Annotated in this window: 12 protein-coding genes and 1 tRNA gene; 7 read left to right on the plus strand and 6 right to left on the minus strand. The window is 42.9% G+C overall.

Translation table 11 applies throughout. The annotated features are described in order from the left end of the window. The first annotated feature begins 204 nt into the window (after nt 1–204). Nucleotides 205–375, plus strand: coding sequence for a hypothetical protein (locus M3P07_RS11500; protein ID WP_249970056.1), 171 nt, complete (start codon nt 205–207; stop codon nt 373–375). A 253-nt stretch (nt 376–628) separates the two neighbouring features. On the opposite strand, the gene M3P07_RS11505 is transcribed toward M3P07_RS11500, so the two are convergent. The 6 genes from M3P07_RS11505 to dnaE form a co-directional block, all read right to left on the minus strand. After that, nucleotides 629–2866 (minus strand): hypothetical protein, encoded by a 2238-nt coding sequence (locus M3P07_RS11505; protein ID WP_249970057.1) that lies wholly within the window; start codon nt 2864–2866, stop codon nt 629–631. A 236-nt stretch (nt 2867–3102) separates the two neighbouring features. Next, nucleotides 3103–4965 carry a tetratricopeptide repeat protein gene (locus tag M3P07_RS11510; protein WP_249970058.1) on the minus strand — a complete coding sequence of 621 codons (1863 nt, stop codon included), beginning with the start codon at nt 4963–4965 and terminating at the stop codon, nt 3103–3105. Nucleotides 4966–5482: 517 nt separating this feature from the next. Beyond that, nucleotides 5483–5556, minus strand: a tRNA-Asp gene (locus tag M3P07_RS11515). A gap of 125 nt (nt 5557–5681) precedes the next feature. Then, nucleotides 5682–6611: a DUF58 domain-containing protein gene (locus M3P07_RS11520; RefSeq protein ID WP_249970059.1), complete on the minus strand. Its 930-nt coding sequence runs from the start codon at nt 6609–6611 to the stop codon at nt 5682–5684. A gap of 80 nt (nt 6612–6691) precedes the next feature. Continuing rightward, nucleotides 6692–7024 carry a thioredoxin gene (gene trxA, locus M3P07_RS11525; protein ID WP_335342064.1) on the minus strand — a complete coding sequence of 111 codons (333 nt, stop codon included), beginning with the start codon at nt 7022–7024 and terminating at the stop codon, nt 6692–6694. Nucleotides 7025–7113: 89 nt separating this feature from the next. Further along, nucleotides 7114–11499: a DNA polymerase III subunit alpha gene (dnaE, locus tag M3P07_RS11530; RefSeq protein WP_249970060.1), complete on the minus strand. Its 4386-nt coding sequence runs from the start codon at nt 11497–11499 to the stop codon at nt 7114–7116. Between the two features lie 158 nt (nt 11500–11657). On the opposite strand from dnaE, the gene M3P07_RS11535 reads away from it, so the two are divergent. The 6 genes from M3P07_RS11535 to M3P07_RS11560 all read left to right on the plus strand — a co-directional run bounded on the left by M3P07_RS11535 (nt 11658) and on the right by M3P07_RS11560 (nt 17973). Next, on the plus strand, nt 11658–13073 hold the full coding sequence (locus M3P07_RS11535) for a sulfatase family protein (RefSeq protein ID WP_249970061.1): 1416 nt from the start codon (nt 11658–11660) through the stop codon (nt 13071–13073). Between the two features lie 151 nt (nt 13074–13224). After that, nucleotides 13225–13845: a 30S ribosomal protein S16 gene (locus tag M3P07_RS11540; protein WP_249970062.1), complete on the plus strand. Its 621-nt coding sequence runs from the start codon at nt 13225–13227 to the stop codon at nt 13843–13845. An 11-nt stretch (nt 13846–13856) separates the two neighbouring features. Beyond that, entirely contained in the window at nt 13857–14384 is a 528-nt protein-coding gene (gene rimM / locus M3P07_RS11545) for a ribosome maturation factor RimM (RefSeq protein ID WP_249970063.1), read from the plus strand. Nucleotides 14385–14430: 46 nt separating this feature from the next. Beyond that, nucleotides 14431–15858, plus strand: a complete 1428-nt coding sequence (locus tag M3P07_RS11550) for a sulfatase family protein (protein WP_249970064.1) — start codon at nt 14431–14433, stop codon at nt 15856–15858. A 133-nt stretch (nt 15859–15991) separates the two neighbouring features. Further along, the gene (locus tag M3P07_RS11555; protein ID WP_249970065.1) at nt 15992–16651 is read left to right on the plus strand and encodes a tRNA1(Val) (adenine(37)-N6)-methyltransferase; all 660 of its coding nucleotides are present in this window, start codon (nt 15992–15994) and stop codon (nt 16649–16651) included. A gap of 143 nt (nt 16652–16794) precedes the next feature. Continuing rightward, nucleotides 16795–17973, plus strand: coding sequence for an acyl-CoA dehydrogenase family protein (locus M3P07_RS11560; RefSeq protein WP_249970066.1), 1179 nt, complete (start codon nt 16795–16797; stop codon nt 17971–17973). The last annotated feature ends 1 nt before the right edge of the window (nt 17974 follow it).

A 17974-nucleotide genomic window follows, 5' to 3' on the forward strand; every position in this document is an offset into this window, starting at 1 on the left:
TGCCTCCGACGATACTTTTTTTGCCTATATCATGCTGAGGCTTCTAATCTTATCAAATGAGTAGTATGAGGGAATCGTGTAAAAAAGCTTCGGAATTGTGGTTGTCTAGGACTTATCCGTACTGAAGATTGAGATAATCGGTGGAGTTTGGCCAGTTACAAAATTGCTGTTTTAAACCTGTCAGGTTTATGTAACTTCCCAGTTATGAAGAAAGCCAAATTTATTGAGGAGAGGAAAACCTTTGTTGATAAAAATGGCTTGCCATGCGAAAATTGTTGGCGTTTAGAGATGGGAGAAAATTTTACCATCAATACCTTAATCAGCAGTCGCAAAAATACAAGGTATTTGCTCGGGGTATTTTTTAAGGGAATGTAACTACACCGAAATAATCCCAATACAAAAAAACCTTCAACGAAGTTGAAGGTTTTTCGATCTGGACAGAACTGAAATATTTTTTTGAAATGTTCTGAAAATAAGACTGGCAAAGGGTGGATTTTTGGGCACCTAGTGAGGTCGTCCTTTTTACATGTTTTGACTTTTCCCTTATTGTCTTGAATGGATTTTGTTGGGAATTCAGTCTAAAAAGCAAACCTATTTTAGAGTCACTCCGCATATTCAAAACCTTAGATTATAAATCTGGAACCAATATTTGGACAATGGAATTGGGGTCAAAAAGATTAAAACTTGCCACATTTGTTCGTTCCCCACCTTGTTCAATAAAGAAGATAAATTCATTGCTATTATGGTTTTTAATGAACCCAACCCCTGCAAAATCTGAATATGATTTTACCTGATTGGCAATATCTTGTTTCAACTGATCAAGGCGGTCAAGTATTTCTTGAGTTGGCACAGCATCAAAAATGGCCTGGGCACTGATCATAATATCACTGGTTTCCGCAATGAACTTAACGTTATCCGCTGCTGTATTAAGTTGATTGACTTGGGTATTGGTTAATACTTGAAAATTTAGGCCAACATCCCTATTTGTGGTTAAGGGTACCAAGCACCCTGTGATTTTCCAATCACTTTGTATACTGGCGGTAACGGTCTTATTCACGTGATTTAAACTTGCTAATTGCCGCAGGGACGCTTCAAGTTCGGTCCTCGTCTGGTCATTGTCGTTTTCATTGTTTACGGCATTGCGCATCCGAATCAGGGCATCCTTATAAGGTTTAACTATGGTGTTGACCACACTTGGAATATTATCACTACAGAGAACCCTTCCGCGTTGATCAAGCTCTTGTCTGGCTCTTCTACGCCCTTCATCAATCCCGTCAGCTACTTTATCATCTATCGTTTGTAAAGCAGTCGAGATTACACCTGGTAAAACTTGTCGTAACCCTCTTAGGCTCAATTCAAACTCGTAATCTGCCGTGGCTTGTTCCAAGTTGGCAAGTGCATCTTGGGCAACGGTCAAAGTCGAATCAATTCTTTGGGATATTTCCACATCCAGGCCAGAAACAAAATCGGTCGGTGCGCTGACCACCACTTCGCTCTCGTCTTTTTTTATGGCCGCTTGTACGGACCATTCTTTATCGTTTTTAAAGTATGTACCCCCGATTTCAAACGCAGGATTGGAAAAGCGCATGGCCCCCTCAATACCCTGTTGGTTGTTTGGTGTTTCAATACTAAAGGTCCCCTGAACACCAATATCAAAAGCTCCATTTTGGTTTACATAACCATCTGCACTCAAACTGCCATCGGGTTTAATTGGGATAAAATTGGGATACCACGATAGATCCGGGTCTACTTCCCCGTTAATAAATGCCCTAGCTTCAATGCCATTATTGGTAGAAGCTTCGGCAACCACAGCTGCACTTCCTGAAGCTATCGGAAAACCAAAGGAGATGAACGAGTTAATTTCAAGTGCTAGGTCCATCTTTCCGTTGAAACCAGAGCGATAACCAACGCCAATATCAGAGGACAAGGGGTCTTGTAAATCAGCGTCAATACTAAAACCTTTGTTCTCGTACAATAGCCCACTCATCTCAACTATTTTGAAGAGAGAGGCGGAGCCACCTACTACAGTTTTGGCACCAAAGCTCACCACATCATCAACCGGATTGGTGGGTTGGTAAACGATATTACCCCCAAAAGAACCCCCAAAGCTAACACCTAGCAATCTACCATCATTACTACTATTACCATTATCCCCTCCATTATTATCTCCACCGTTATTGTTGTTGTCTTCTCCATCCCCGCCAGCAATGCCACCTCCAATGGAGAAAAAGAACATGGGATCTGTATAATCGGTTATAAGGGCTATTCCGGCACTTCCAGGGCTTATTGAAAGGGGTTTGGTAGCGTCGGGATCATCATTGACTCCAATTTTAAGCTCAATATTGGCTTGTATGTTGAAAACAAAATACGATCTATCGTCCTTGAGAACAATTTCATAATTACGGTTTTCATTTAGATATTTCCCTGAATAGAATCCAATATCGGCCTGGAGCGGTTGTGCGAATTCAAAAAAGTTTTCCAGCGGAGGTACTTCAACATTTCCAGTTAAACCTTTTAATGTACCATCATCATTAAATGAGACATCGATATCGGCATTTTCAAAAACAAGCTCTCCGATGGAATCCAATGGAATGGTTAATTTGCCCTCCAGCATATAGCCATCATCCGTTTCGGTGACAGTACCCTCTGGCACAAATGATTCTTGATTAAGTCCCGTAGCCGGGTTTTCGCATTTGTCGGGACATTTGTCAGGATTGGCGCAAGGGTCATCACAAGGTTCTATCACGATTGGGTCTGTTGAATCAGGTAATACAACATCCTCAACATCCTCGCTGCTGCATGATACGGTTAACGCAAGTATGAGTAAAAGACCTAATTTCTGAAAAAGAGCGTTTTTGGTTTTCATAATCCTTTTGTTTTGTGGGTTAAACTTGATTGGATTTTGTGTGACTCGCTCGGTAACTGTCCGGAACCCTTAACCGAGCAAGACCACAAAACGGTTGTCATTGCTTAGCTTGATTTTCAATGACATCCCAAACTTAAAACGCTGGTTTTGAGACAGAAAAAAAGTAGGGGGTACAAAGGGGGTACAGCCTATAATGCCAATAAATATAGGTGGTTCAAGAGGTTGGTAAAATTAGATTAAATCGCTAAAACAATATTTTCCAGGGAATCATTAGGGGACAACCCCATTTTTTTACGCAGCCGTTGCCGTGCTTTTTTTATGCCATCGGTAGAAATATTCAAGATGGTAGCAATCTCTTTGGAGGACATATTCATCTTCATGAGGGCCATAAACCGGAGTTCATTTTTGGTCACTTCGGGAAACCTTTTTTTGACATTGGTGGCAAAGTCCTTATGCACCTGTTCAAAGTATTGTGTAAAACTTTCCCAGTTTTTATCATCTTGCTGATCAAAGTTGATGGTCTTGATCAGTTCTTGATAGCCAGAACCTCCTTCTTTTTCCTTCAGGGCCCTAGCTTTGAGCTTCACACTTTCCAAAACCTCGTTCTTTTTTGCAAGATGAAGGGCGTGGGTGGTCAATTCTTTCTTTTTAAAAGCCAATTGGGCATCAACTTTTTCTTTTTCCAACTTGTTTCTTTTAACCTTTTGACGAAATCCATAGAAGCCTAGGCCCAGTACAATTAGTGCAAGGCCCAATCCGCCTCCTAAGAGTAATTTTTGCTGATAACTTATTTGAGCTTCTTTCTCCAAAACAGCGATGTCCTTTTCTTGCATGGCGATTTGCTGCTCTTTTTTTTCTATTTCGTATATCGTCTTAAGTTCCCCTATTTGCTGTGATTTGGTGTTATTATATATAGAATCACTTAACTGTTTATGGTATAAATGATCATCATAGGCCAATTTGTGGTTACTTAGCCTGGCGTAGAGCTCTGACCTCCCTTTATAAGCATTACTCAGATTCGCTTTCGAACCCCCTTTATTAATATGTTCAATGGACTTAGAATAATAAGAAATTGCCAAATTATTGTTGTTCAACCCGGCATGAACTGCTGCCAAGGCATTATACCCTTCCACCATTTTGTTTTTGGCTCCAATTTTTTCGGCAGTTTCAATTCCTTTAGAGATATAGTCTATGGCTTCACTTGGTCGATTCGATTTGGCATACGCATTTCCTAAATTGGTTAGAACAGTAGATTTGAGACTTTGATTTTTAATAACCTTATTTACTTCAAGGGCTTCTTCCAAATACACAATAGCCTGTTCATAATTTTCAAGCGAATAGTAATTGAGACCAATGTCATTTAATACATTGACTTCGAATAATTTATCATTGAATTCTCGGTATACTTTTAGGGCCTCCAGGTTATACTCAATACTTTTCTCGTAATTGGCTTGAATGCTTTCGGTGTTTGCCAGCAAATTCAGAGCATCGGCCTTTTGGATAGGCCTGTTCAGTTTTTCAAGAATCCGCAGTTCTTTGATAACCTCCTGCGTGGCAATTCTGTAATTTCCTTTAAAGTTATGTATCAACCCTTTATTATGGTAAAATGGAATTAATGCTGTGCTATCACTGCTATGTTTGTTTAAGGTAGCTATACCCTCGTCTAAAATCTTAAGCGCTTCATCATAATTGCCTAAATTGTATTCTACGCCTGCAAAATTTCTGATGGCTACCGCTTCTAATCCATGGTGTTCAATATCTCGAAAAATGATTCTGGCTTTGGTGTAATCTATTTTGGCCGAATCCAGATGGGAGCGATATTCGTCTAATACCCCAAAATGCAAGTAGGCCATTCCCACCCCTTTTTTGTAATCGAGTTTTTGGGATAATTCCAGCTCTTCTATAACGTACTTCTCTGCCTCATTTAGGTCATTGTTCAAGTAATTGTCAAAAAGAAGTTTAATGGTGCCGATTTTTGATGTGTCTTCAGCTTGAGTTTGATATACCTTGAGTAAGCTATCAAGTGTTTCGGTATGCTGGGCATTGGCAATGGATGCTATGAGAAGTGTGAATACTATATAGAGCAATGAGGATTTCATAGAGGTCGGTTTACCTTTTAAAAATAAGCAATTTCAACCAACGCTCTGAAAAAGAATTGATTATGGAAACAAGCTAGCAAAATGTGTTTTAACCTCAAAAAGCGTGGCCTATTTCACGCTATAGAATTCCTCGTTGGCATGGCCCATACGTTATTCGGTACCCATGCCGACATTGGGAAAACACCAGCTTTTGCGGCATCAAAAAAACTATTAACAGGTCAGTTATTGCTCATTTCTATTTTAAAACTGTAGATGGCAATGGTCGAATAGGCCAAGCATTGGCAAAGAACTAACTTTTCAAGTGCATTGGCCGTCCAGTGTTGTCCGGCCTGTCCAAGTTCATTGAGGGAAATAAAAAAACTTATTGCGATAGGATGTTGCTGACTCCAAGCCTTGGTGATCCTTTTAAAGGAGTTTTAAAGGCACGAGGGACACCTTATTATGGTATCAAATAAAATGAAAAAGCCCGCAAATCATTGATTTACAGGCTTTATGCTGAAATTTAATAAATTTTCAGCGGTCTGGACGGGACTCGAACCCGCGACCCCCTGCGTGACAGGCAGGTATTCTAACCAACTGAACTACCAGACCAATGATTTTATCTTTTCCAAGACTCCAGCAAAAGCGGGATTCAAATCTTGTTCATGCTTTTTGCAAAGCGAGTGCAAATATACATTGTCAAATCTTATTCGCAAAAGTTTTTTTGAAAAATGGGACTAAAGAAATTTTTGCCTTTCGATCATAAAGGTATTCAGTACCTGGGCAAAATCCGATTGCACATCCACACCAACGTACTTGATCTTATATTGGACGCATTTTAATTTAAGATTCTCTTGGTATTCGCTTACCTTTTCCGAATAAGCTCTTTTGATATTGTCCGCATATAGATCAATATGCTCACCAGTTTCCACATCAACGAAACGTTTGGGGGTATTGTCAAAGTCAAAGTTGATTTCACGTTCATGGTCCAGGAGGTGGAAGAGTACCACGGCGTGCTTGTTGTACTTCAAATGGCGAAGTGCCTCAAAGAGCTTGGCTTCCTCGGTTTCTGTTTGGAACATGTCGGAAAACAGGAAAATGAGGCTACGTCTATGGATTTTTTCAGCAATCTGATGTAAATAAGTGTAGGTTCTGGTGGTCTCGGAAGGTTCTTTGGTTTGGACGGCCTCGTTTAGCTTGGAATAGAGCATTTGAAAATGCCGTTCACTACTTTTTTCAGCGGTATAAAAATGGTAGTTGTCGGAATAAATACTCAAACCAACGGCATCCCGCTGTCTTTTCAGAAGCTGCATCAAGGCGGCAATTGCCAGCACCCCGAACCCAAGTTTATTCAGGTTTTCCAATCCCATTGATGCTATTTCTGGATAGTACATAGAGGCTGAATTGTCCAGGATCATGTGGCACCTCAAATTTGTTTCATCCTCGTACCTTTTTGTATAGAGTCTATCCGTTTTGGCAAAAAGCTTCCAATCCACATGTTTAGTGCTTTCCCCTGGATTATAGATTTTGTGTTCAGCAAATTCTGCCGAAAAACCATGGAAAGGACTTTTATGGATACCACTGATAAAGCCTTCCACAATCTGATTGGCCAACAATTCCAGATTTTGGAACAATGGGGCTTGATGTAGTTCTGATCGTATATCCATTTCGAGATTGTGGGATCAATATAAAACAAAAAAGGTTTGGCAATTGCCAAACCTTTTTTAAAAAATCCGTAAGGATAATTTTATAATACCGCCTCAATAGCGTCGGTGTAAACCTTTTTAGGGGAAACCCCAACCTGGCGATTTACAATTTCACCATTTTTAAAGACCAATACGGTAGGAATATTTCGTACTCCGTATTTTGCCGCGAATTGTTGGTTGGCATCAACATCTACCTTTCCAACTACAGCTTTGCCTTCATATTCCTGGCTAACTTCCTCGATGATCGGGCCGACCATTCTACAAGGTCCGCACCAAGCAGCCCAAAAATCCACAACAACGGGTTTGTCGCTTTTAAGTACTACTTCATCAAAAGTTGCATCTGTTATTTCTAGTGCCATTTTATTTGTTTTAATATTCGCAAATTTAGTCAAATATTGACCATATTCCTTACCTGGGACGTATTCGTTTTCATTATTGTGCCATTGGCATAAATTATGGCCCCTTAATTCAGTTTGTAATGTATCTCGTTCTCTTCCAGCGCGGATAGCAGTTCACTGTTGATTTTCACCTTTTGTTTTCTGCTGGATAGATTTAGTTTGATTTCTTCCTGCATTTCGTATACCACAAAGTTGAGGGGATGGTCACCTTTGTAGGATCGCAGGGTGTTCTTTATCACCTGGATGCGCTTGTCTTGCAATCGACTTATGTCCAGTTTGATGGTCAACTTTTTCGCATAGGCCTCCATCACATCCTGAAGCTGCTTAAAATCGTTGAACTGCAATCGGGGGTCACCCTTTTTTCCGGTATCCCGGTTTACCCAACCTTCCCGAACAAATGCCTTGACATGCACAAAGGAATTGATCATCAAGAAATGTCGGAACCGTAAATATTCTTCCCCAAAAATTCGGAATTCATGTGAATCGGTATAATCCTCGAGGGTAAACAGTCCCCAGCCTTTGCCATTTTTGGAAATACGGTGTTGTACATCGGTGATGACCCCTGCAACGGTCAATTCACGGTTGACATAGGGTTCCAAATCTGAAAATGCCGAAACGTTACTATTGCAAAAGGCGTTGATTTCCTTTTTAAAATCATCCAAGGGATGTCCGGAAATATAGATGCCCACCACTTCTTTCTCCCTTTTGAGCTTTTCCATGGTTCCCCAGTCCTCACAGGGAGGGACTACAGGTTCTGGAATCTGGACCTCGCTGGCTTCGCCAAACAAGCTTACCTGGGATGAATTTTTATTTTCCTGGAACTTGGCCCCGTACTTAATGGCCTTTTCCAAGAACGTCACCCCATCACCTTCATGATGAAAATACTGGGCACGATGTGTTTCGGAAAAGGAATCAAATCCCCCTGCAAGGGCAAGGTTTTCAAATGCCTTTTTATTTGCAGCCCGAAGTTCCACCCGTTTGGCCAAATCAAATACGGAACGGTAGTGGCCGTCCTCTTTTCTGTTTTCGACAATCGTTTCAACCGCAGAACGCCCAACACCTTTAATAGCCCCCATCCCAAAACGTACGGCGTTGTCTTTGTTGACCGCAAATTTGTAGTACGATTCGTTGACGTCCGGACCAAGAACTTCCAATCCCATTCGCTTGCATTCCTCCATAAAGAAGGTTACTTGCTTAATATCGTTCATGTTGTTGGAAAGTACCGCTGCCATATATTCGGCAGGGTAGTGGGCCTTTAGGTATGCCGTTTGATAAGCAATGTATGCGTAGCAGGTGGAGTGACTTTTGTTAAAGGCATAGGACGCAAAAGCTTCCCAGTCTTTCCAGATTTTTTCGAGTACATCCCTTGGGTGTCCATTCTTTTCCCCACCATCCAGGAATTGGGGCTTTAGTTTTTGTAGTAGGGCAAAAATTTTCTTTCCCATGGCCTTTCTAAGGACATCGGCATCACCCTTGGAAAACCCTGCCAATTTTTGGGAGAGTAGCATCACCTGCTCTTGGTAAACCGTAATTCCATAGGTCTCCTTCAAGTTCTCCTCCATGTCGGGAAGGTCGTAGGTGATTGCCTCTTCCCCATGTTTTCGGGCAATAAAACTGGGAATATACTCCATGGGACCTGGCCTGTACAGTGCGTTCATGGCGATGAGGTCATCAAAAACCGTAGGTTTCAGGTTTTTCATGTGTTTTTGCATCCCTGGGGATTCGTATTGGAATATCCCCACGGTATCTCCCCGTTGGAAAAGTTCATAGGTCTTTTCGTCATCCAAAGGGAACTCATCCGGGACCAGCTCCAACCCGGTTCTGGCCTTCACGATTTTAACCGTATCCTTGATTAGGGTCAAGGTCTTCAGTCCCAAAAAGTCCATCTTTAGAAGTCCGGCGCTTTCAACCACCGAGTTATCGAATTGGGTGACATATAAATCCGAGTCCTTGGCAGTTGCAACCGGCACAAAGTTGGTAATGTCGTCCGGAGTAATGATCACTCCACAGGCATGGATACCTGTGTTCCGCAGCGATCCTTCGAGGACCCTGGCCATGTTCACCGTCTGGCCCTCCAGATCATCACTTTCTGAGATATTCAAGAGTTCATGAACCTTTTCCAGCTCATCGGAACGGAACTTTTTCTTTAGATCGGCTTCCTCAACTCCAAAAATCTTATTGAGCTTGGACATGTTGGGGATGAGCTTGGCAATACGGTCCGCATCATTTAGGGGTAAATCGAGCACGCGCGCCGTGTCCCTGATGGAAGATTTGGCCGCCATGGTTCCGTAGGTGATGATTTGGGCCACTTGGTTGGCTCCATATTTATTGATCACATATTCCATGACCTTACCTCTTCCTTCATCATCAAAATCAATGTCGATATCGGGCATCGAAACCCTGTCCGGGTTTAGGAACCGCTCAAAAAGCAAATCGTATTTTAGCGGGTCGATATTGGTTATTCCCAAACAATAGGCGACCACTGAGCCCGCGGCGGAACCCCGCCCGGGTCCAACAGAAACATCCATGTTCCTAGCTTCGCGAATAAAATCCTCTACGATCAAGAAGTAACCCGGATACCCTGAATTTTCTATGGTACCCAACTCAAAATCTATGCGTTCCGTGATTTCATCGGTGATTTCCCCGTATCTATTTTCTGCTCCTTTATAGGTTATGTGCCTCAAATAAGCATTTTCCCCACGTTTACCTCCATCAGCCTTATCCTCATCGACCTTGAATTCCTCAGGGATATTAAATTTGGGAAGAAGTACATCCCTGGCTAGTTCAAAGGGCTCTACCTTATCCACAATTTCCTGGATGTTTAGGATGGCTTGGGGCACATCCTTGAACAAGGATTTCATCTCATCGGAAGATTTGAAATAATATTCCTGATTAGGAAGACCATACCGGTATCCGCGACCACGTCCTATCGGGGTGGTCTGTTTTTCGCCATCCTTTACGCAAAGAAGAATATCATGGGCCTCGGCATCCTTTTTATCACAGTAATAGGTGTTGTTGGTGGCGACAAGTTTTACATCGTGCTTCTTGGACAATTGTATCAAAACTTGATTGACCCGGTCCTCATCTTCCTGCCCGTGGCGCATCATTTCTATATAGAAATCGTCGGCAAATTGTTCCTTCCACCACAACAAGGCTTCTTCCGCCTGTTTTTCGCCGATATTCAATATTTTGTTTGGAACTTCTCCATAGAGGTTTCCGGTCAACGCAATCACGTCTTCCTTGTATTCCCGAACAATCTTTTTGTCTATTCGTGGAACATAGTAGAAGCCATCGGTGTACGCAATGGAGGACATTTTGGCCAAATTGTGATAGCCATTTTTGTTTTTGGCCAATAAAACAATTTGATATCCATTGTCCTTCACATTTTTATTGGTGTGGTCATCACAAACGTGAAACTCACAACCAATGATGGGAGTAATTTCCTGCTCCAACGGAAGCTCATCGTTCTCGTTTTTTTCAGCGTTTCTTTCTTTCACCCCTTTGTTATGGGCCTTAACTTCTTTTACAAAGTGAAACGCGCCCATCATATTGGCATGGTCCGTTAGGGCAACAGCGGGCATGGCCTGATCGGCAGCGGCCTTTACCAGACTTTTAATGTTGATGGTAGATTGTAAAACCGAAAATTGGGAATGGTTGTGCAAATGCGCAAACGGAGCATCGGCCAGACTTGCCGCATTTTCCTTGATTTCGTCTTCCGAAAAACCACTGGTGTCCTTGGCCCATAGAGCGTCTGCAATTTCTTTGGAGGCCTTTTTAAGGTTGATGTGCTTAAGACCGACAAGTTGGATTTCCTGGGGATTTGCCTCGGAAAACCGGTTGTGATACTCCGGTTGGACATCCAATTGTTCGGTGGAAAAATGTTGTTTCCTGATCAGTTCCAGAAAACAACGGGTAGTGGCTTCAACATCCGCGGTGGCGTTGTGGGCCTCGGCAAAGGGTTCTCCAAAAAGGTGTTGGTGAAGCTCCGTTAAGGTGGGAAGTTTAAATTTGCCTCCCCGACCTCCCGGAATTTTGCAAAGTTCGGCGGTCTCTTCGGTACAGGTGTCCAAAACAGGAAGGGTTGCCAAAGAGTTTTCCACTCCCATCCTATGGAACTCGCATCCCATGATATTCACATCAAAATCTACATTTTGACCTACTACGAACTTGGCTTTTGCAAGCGCATTTTGGAAAGCCTCCAAAGTTTCTTCCAAGGAAACGCCATTTTGCTCTGCAAGGGCTGTTGAAATGCCGTGAACCTGTTCCGACTCATAGGGGATGTTGAACCCGTCGGGTTTTACCAACATGTCTTGATGTTCCACAAGATTTCCCATTTCGTCGTGCAATTGCCACGCAATCTGCACACAACGGGGCCAGTTGTCGGTGTCTGTTATGGGGGCGTCCCAGCGCTTGGGCAGTCCAGTGGTCTCGGTATCAAAAATTAAATACATCTATCTTCCTCAGTCGAAATAAGTGATTAAAAATATACAAACCCCCGACTATTTTAAAAAGTAGTTTTTAGGAGTTATCAACTTCTTTGAAATAATAATGAATTCCATTCTTGTGTCGGACATTCGCTATCTTTAGGGCTTCAAACCAACCTTAAAAAATGAAAAATACTTTTTGTCTTTTACTATCAATTTTTTTGACGATTACTTCTTGCAAGGAAGAACCTAAAGAGGAACCAGTACTGGAAAGTACTCCTCCTAATTTCATTGTCATTTTTGCGGATGATTTGGGCTATGGAGATTTAAGTTGTTATGGGAATCCCACTATTCTCACTCCAAATTTGGACCGCATGGCTCATGAAGGGCAAAAGTGGACTAATTTTTATGTGGGTGCCAGTGTTTGTACACCGAGTAGAGCAGCTTTGCTAACAGGAAGACTTCCGGTAAGAAGTGGTATGGCCAGCAACAAAAGCCGTGTTCTTTTCCCGGACTCCAAAAATGGATTGCCGGCCTACGAGATTACCATTGCCGAACAATTAAAGAGTGTGGGATACGCAACCGCAGCCATTGGCAAATGGCATTTGGGGCATAAAGAGCAGTACCTGCCGACCAACAATGGTTTCGACTATTATTTTGGAATTCCGTATTCAAACGACATGGATAGGGTTGCTGAATATCCCGATGGGGGATACTGGAATCAGCAAAACGAAGACATCAAAACCGAACATTTTAATGTGCCCTTACTCCGCGGAACTGAAATTATTGAAAGACCTGCCAATCAGAATACTATTACGAAACGATACTCCGAAGAGACCGTTTCCTACATAAAAAAGAACAAAGACAAACCTTTCTTTATTTATTTGGCTCATAACCTCCCTCATATTCCGTTGTTCGCTTCGGAAGAGGCAACGGGCAAGAGCAAACGGGGATTGTATGGCGACGTGGTGCAAGAAATTGATCATGGGGTAGGTCAGATTTTAGAAACGCTGGAGGTAGAAGGATTGGCTAAAAATACTATTGTGGTCTTCACCTCAGATAATGGACCCTGGCTTCCCTTCAAAAACAACGGAGGAAGTGCTGGTCTTTTGAGAGCAGGGAAAGGCTCTACTTGGGAAGGTGGTATGCGGGAACCTGGAATTTTTTGGGGTCCAGGGCAAGTTAAGCCAGGGGTTATAACAGATTTGGGTTCTACTATGGATTTGTTTGCAACCTTTAGCGCAATGGCCAAGGTGGAGGTTCCCAATGACCGAATTATGGACAGTTATGATTTAAGTGCTACATTGTTGAATGGTCAACCAAGCCCTCGGAAGAGTATTTTGTACTATCGAGGTACTGAATTGTTTGCCGCCCGTTTAGGGGATTATAAAGCACACTATGTAACCCAAGGAGTTTATGGACAATTTGGAGAGCGTGAGGAACATGATCCACCAGTGTTATACCATTTGAATCACGATGCATCCGAACAGTTTGATATTGCAGAGGGCAATGGTGAGATTTTGGGTCAAATCAAAGATTTGGTGGAAGGACATAAAGCCAATTTGGTGCCCGGCAAAGATCAATTGGCGGAAAGAGAATAGAAAGTCGTGTAAGTCATTGTCCATTAAAGGAAATCAATTATATTTGCACCCGCTTAAACAAAGAGCGATTGATTTTCCGACTTCTCGGAAATGACATTTTGATTTAAAAGAATTAATAACCAGGGTCGGGCACCCTACAAATTAATGTGATATGCCAGTAAAGATTAGACTTCAGAGACACGGTAAAAAAGGAAAACCCTTCTACTGGGTTGTAGCCGCAGATTCAAGAGCAAAAAGAGACGGTAAATTTTTGGAAAAATTGGGAATCTATAACCCCAATACCAATCCTGCTACCATCGATATCAATGTTGACAACTCTGTAAAGTGGTTGCAGAACGGGGCTCAGCCCACGGATACTGCAAGAGCCATTCTATCTTATAAAGGTGTGTTGTTAAAGCACCACTTGTTGGGTGGAGTTCGTAAAGGAGCTTTGACCGAGGAACAGGTAGAAGAGAAATTCAACGCTTGGTTGGAAGAAAAAGAAAAAGCAGTACAAGCGAAGAAAGATGGTTTGAGCAAAGCTCAAGCGGATGCTAAAGCCAAAGCTTTGGAAGCAGAAAAAGAAGTAAGTGAAAAAAGAGCTGCTGCTGCTTTACCTGAAGCCGAAGAAGAGGCGGTTGAGGAAGTTGCGGAAGAAGTAGCTGAAACTACCGAAGCAGTTGCTGAAGAAACTGCCACCGTTGAAGAACCGGCAAAAGAAGAAACTGTGGCACCAGAAGCTAAGGCTGAAGAGGCTGCTCCAGCTGCCGAAGCAAGCAAGGAAGAAGAGTAAACTCTAAAACGATGCGCAAGGAAGATTGCTTCTACCTGGGCAAAATCGTTTCAAAATACAGTTTCAAGGGGGAGGTATTGGTAAAACTCGATACCGACGAACCTGAAATTTACGAAAACATGGAATCAGTTTTTGTTTCTCTTGGAAACAATCTGGTTCCATTTTTTATTGACCGATGTCGTCTGCATAAATCCAGCTTACTTCGTGTTGATTTTGAAGAAGTGAAGGATGAAGTTTCTGCTGACAAAATCATGGGGTCCGAACTGTACCTTCCTTTGAAAATGCTACCCCCATTGACCGGAAACAAATTTTATTTCCATGAAGTAATTGGTTTCACCCTAATGGATGAAACTCATGGTAATATTGGAACCATCAAGGCGATAAACGACAGTGCTTCGCAAGAACTCTTCGAGGCCGAAAAGGACGGGAAGGAATTGCTGATACCCATCAGTGACGATATAATTTCTAAAGTGGATAGGGAGGCGAAGACCATTCATGTGAAAACGCCTGAAGGCTTGGTCGACCTCTATTTGGCATAGCTTGGAGATTTGGGTTTTAGCTATATTTATAGCCTAAACCAACACAATGTTCAGATATTCGTACGTACTAGGCCTATTGTTCCTCATTTCCTGTGGGCAAAAAAGCGACAAAAAAGAAAGCTCCCAAACCCAACCCAATGTTGTATTGATTTTCACTGATGATCAGGGATATCAAGATGTTGGAGTGTTTGGGTCCCCAAATATTAATACACCACATTTAGACCAAATGGCGGCTGATGGAGTTAAACTGACCCATTACTATTCCGCCCAGGCAGTATGCTCGGCTTCAAGGGCCGGTATCCTAACGGGCTGCTACCCCAACAGAATTGGGATCCATAATGCTTTGGGCCCAGATAATACGCACGGCATTAATGCCTCCGAAACTACCTTGGCAGAAATGCTTAAGGAGCTGGGATATGCAACGGGCATTTTTGGAAAGTGGCATCTGGGGCATCATCCTATGTTTCTGCCTACCAGGCACGGATTTGACGAATGGTTCGGAATCCCATATTCCAACGATATGTGGCCCTATCACCCACAACAGGGACCAATTTTTAATTTTCCCGATTTACCCCTCTATGAAAACGAAGTGGTCATCGATACTTTGACGGAACAATCGCAATTGACCTCGCAGATTACAGAACGAAGCGTGGATTTCATCAATAGAAATAAGGATAATCCCTTTTTTCTTTACGTTCCCCATCCGCAACCGCATGTTCCTCTTTTTGTTTCAGAAAAATTCAAGGGCAAATCCGAACGTGGACTCTATGGCGATGTAATCATGGAAATTGATTGGTCCGTCGGCCAAATATTGGAAGCCCTTAAGGACAATGGTTTGGAAGAAAATACCATTGTGATCTTTACCTCGGATAATGGGCCATGGCTATCCTATGGGAACCATGCCGGGAGCGCCCTGCCATTGCGAGAAGGGAAAGGTACGGCTTGGGAAGGTGGACAACGGGAACCTTTTATAATTAAATATCCGGCTAAACTTAAAGCTGGTGAAGTTATTGAAGCCCCTGTAATGGCCATAGACATTTTGCCCACAATTGCCGAATTTACCGGTGCAAAGTTGCCGGTGAAAACCATCGATGGCAAGAGTGCACTTAAACTCTTGACTGGAGAAAGTGGTGATAGCCCCCAAGAAGCGTACTTCTTTTACTACAGGGTAAACGAGATGTTCGGAGTGCGTTATGGCAAATGGAAACTATATTTTCCACACCGATTCAGAACCATGGATGGTCAGGAACCTGGTAAGGATGGGCAACCTGGTGAATATCGTATGGTGGATATGGAGGAGATTGAGTTATACGATGTGGTTAATGACGTAAGTGAAACCAACAATGTGGCATCGGAACATCCGGAGGTGGTGGAAAAAATCAAGTTTTTGGCCAATGGGATGAGACAAAAATTAGGTGATGCACTACTGGAACTTGAAGGAACGGAGACAAGAGATCCGGGAAGGTTGCACTAAAACTTCAAAATTAAAATCCTAAAATCAAGCATTTCAGACTTACGGAGTTTGGTGCTTGGGACTTGTCAGTTATTTCAGAGTGATGAAACCCTTTAAATTCAAACAATTTACAATCCATCAAGATAGGTGCGCCATGAAAATTGGAACGGATGGGGTGCTTTTGGGTGCCTGGGCATCTGTACTAAACCAACCGCAGTCCGTTCTTGATATTGGAGCTGGAACCGGGGTAATCGCCATTCAACTCGCCCAACGCTCTAGCGCGGAGTTAATTGATGCCATCGAATTGGATGAAGCTGCGTACGAACAATGCGTGGAAAACTTTGAGGCTTCCCCCTGGTCCGATAGACTTTTTTGCTACCACGCGGGACTGGATGAGTTCGTGGATGAAATGGACGAACAATATGATTTAATCGTTTCCAACCCTCCATTTTATGCAGAGCAGGTGTCCAGTGGGAATAACTCCCGGGATTTGGCAAGACAGGAAGGATCTCTTCCATTTGACGAGCTGGTGCAAGGGGTGTCCCAATTGTTGTCCAAAGACGGGATTTTTGCTGTAATTCTTCCATTTAAAGAGGAAGGAAAGTTTACAGAATTGGCCTTGGAGGTTGGCCTCCATCCTATTAGGATACTTAGAGTTCGGGGGAATAGCGATGCGGAAATCAAACGAAGCTTGTTGGAATTCTCTTTTTTCAAAGCGGCGGTTTCCACCGACCTGCTCACCATCGAAGAAGGGAGGAATGAATATACTCAAGAATATATCGAACTGACCAGTCCATTTTATTTAAAAATGTAAAATTTTGCGGGGTTAATGTTATAATTCGTTAGTACATTTGACAGGATACTTATGGAACCCTTGTCATTTGGTCCAAGTGTCGAAATCAACATCAATAAGGCGTTTTTTGCTTGAGAAAGCGTGATAATATTAAATCGTATTGAATGAAACCTGATTTATTTGAAGCCCCTGACTACTACAATTTAGATGATTTATTTTCGGAAGAGCATAAATTGGTACGTGATGCGGCTCGCCAATGGGTAAAGCGCGATATTTCACCAATTATTGAAGAGTACGCACAAAAAGCGGAATTCCCGAAGGAGATTGTTGGAGGTTTGGCGGAGATTGGAGCTTTTGGCCCTTATATCCCGGAAGAGTACGGGGGGGCAGGTTTGGATCAAATCAGCTATGGTCTTATCATGCAAGAAATTGAACGTGGTGACAGTGGGGTAAGATCAACCGCTTCGGTGCAATCTTCTTTGGTGATGTATCCCATTTTTGCATATGGCTCGGAAGAGCAGCGAAAGAAGTATCTACCTAAGTTGGCCACCGGGGAATGGATGGGCTGTTTTGGATTAACGGAGCCCAATCACGGCTCTAATCCTGGAGGGATGGAAACAAAGTTCAAGGATATGGGCGACCATTTTTTGTTGAATGGGGCCAAGCTTTGGATTTCCAATTCACCTTTTGCAGATGTTGCCGTTGTATGGGCCAAAAATGAGGAAGGGAGGATTCATGGATTGATCGTGGAGCGGGGAATGGAAGGGTTTTCCACCCCAGAGACCCATAATAAATGGTCTTTGCGTGCTTCTGCCACAGGAGAGTTGATTTTTGATAATGTTAAGGTACCGAAGGAAAATCTTTTACCCGGTAAAAATGGTTTGGGGGCTCCATTGGGTTGCTTGGATTCCGCTCGCTATGGTATTGCCTGGGGAGCCATTGGCGCGGCGATGGATTGCTACGATACGGCGCTCCGATATGCCAAGGAACGCGTTCAATTTGGGAAGCCTATAGCAGCCTACCAATTACAACAAAAGAAATTGGCCGAGATGATCACGGAAATCACCAAGGCCCAATTATTGGCTTTCCGGTTGGGGCAATTAAAGAATGAAGGTAAGGCCACCACGGCCCAGATATCCATGGCCAAGCGAAACAATGTGGACATGGCCATCAAGATTGCCAGGGAGGCACGACAGGTATTGGGCGGAATGGGTATTACAGGCGAGTACAGCATTATGCGCCATATGATGAACTTGGAAAGTGTGATTACTTACGAAGGCACCCATGATATTCACCTGTTGATCACAGGAGCGGATATTACGGGGTACCCTGCTTTTAAATAGA

Source organism: Flagellimonas myxillae (genome assembly GCF_023502235.1).
GTDB lineage: Bacteria > Bacteroidota > Bacteroidia > Flavobacteriales > Flavobacteriaceae > Flagellimonas > Flagellimonas myxillae.

What these genes read in the sequence shown, in the direction of transcription:
- rimM (WP_249970063.1), top strand. Translation starts at nt 13,857, where the DNA reads ATGCGCAAGGAAGATTGCTTCTACCTGGGCAAAATCGTTTCAAAATAC.
- M3P07_RS11535 (WP_249970061.1), top strand. Translation starts at nt 11,658, where the DNA reads ATGAAAAATACTTTTTGTCTTTTACTATCAATTTTTTTGACGATTACT.
- M3P07_RS11560 (WP_249970066.1), top strand. Translation starts at nt 16,795, where the DNA reads ATGAAACCTGATTTATTTGAAGCCCCTGACTACTACAATTTAGATGAT.
- M3P07_RS11500 (WP_249970056.1), top strand. Translation starts at nt 205, where the DNA reads ATGAAGAAAGCCAAATTTATTGAGGAGAGGAAAACCTTTGTTGATAAA.
- M3P07_RS11510 (WP_249970058.1), bottom strand. Translation starts at nt 4,965, where the DNA reads ATGAAATCCTCATTGCTCTATATAGTATTCACACTTCTCATAGCATCC.
- M3P07_RS11550 (WP_249970064.1), top strand. Translation starts at nt 14,431, where the DNA reads ATGTTCAGATATTCGTACGTACTAGGCCTATTGTTCCTCATTTCCTGT.
- M3P07_RS11505 (WP_249970057.1), bottom strand. Translation starts at nt 2,866, where the DNA reads ATGAAAACCAAAAACGCTCTTTTTCAGAAATTAGGTCTTTTACTCATA.
- M3P07_RS11555 (WP_249970065.1), top strand. Translation starts at nt 15,992, where the DNA reads ATGAAAATTGGAACGGATGGGGTGCTTTTGGGTGCCTGGGCATCTGTA.
- M3P07_RS11520 (WP_249970059.1), bottom strand. Translation starts at nt 6,611, where the DNA reads ATGGATATACGATCAGAACTACATCAAGCCCCATTGTTCCAAAATCTG.
- dnaE (WP_249970060.1), bottom strand. Translation starts at nt 11,499, where the DNA reads ATGTATTTAATTTTTGATACCGAGACCACTGGACTGCCCAAGCGCTGG.
- M3P07_RS11540 (WP_249970062.1), top strand. Translation starts at nt 13,225, where the DNA reads ATGCCAGTAAAGATTAGACTTCAGAGACACGGTAAAAAAGGAAAACCC.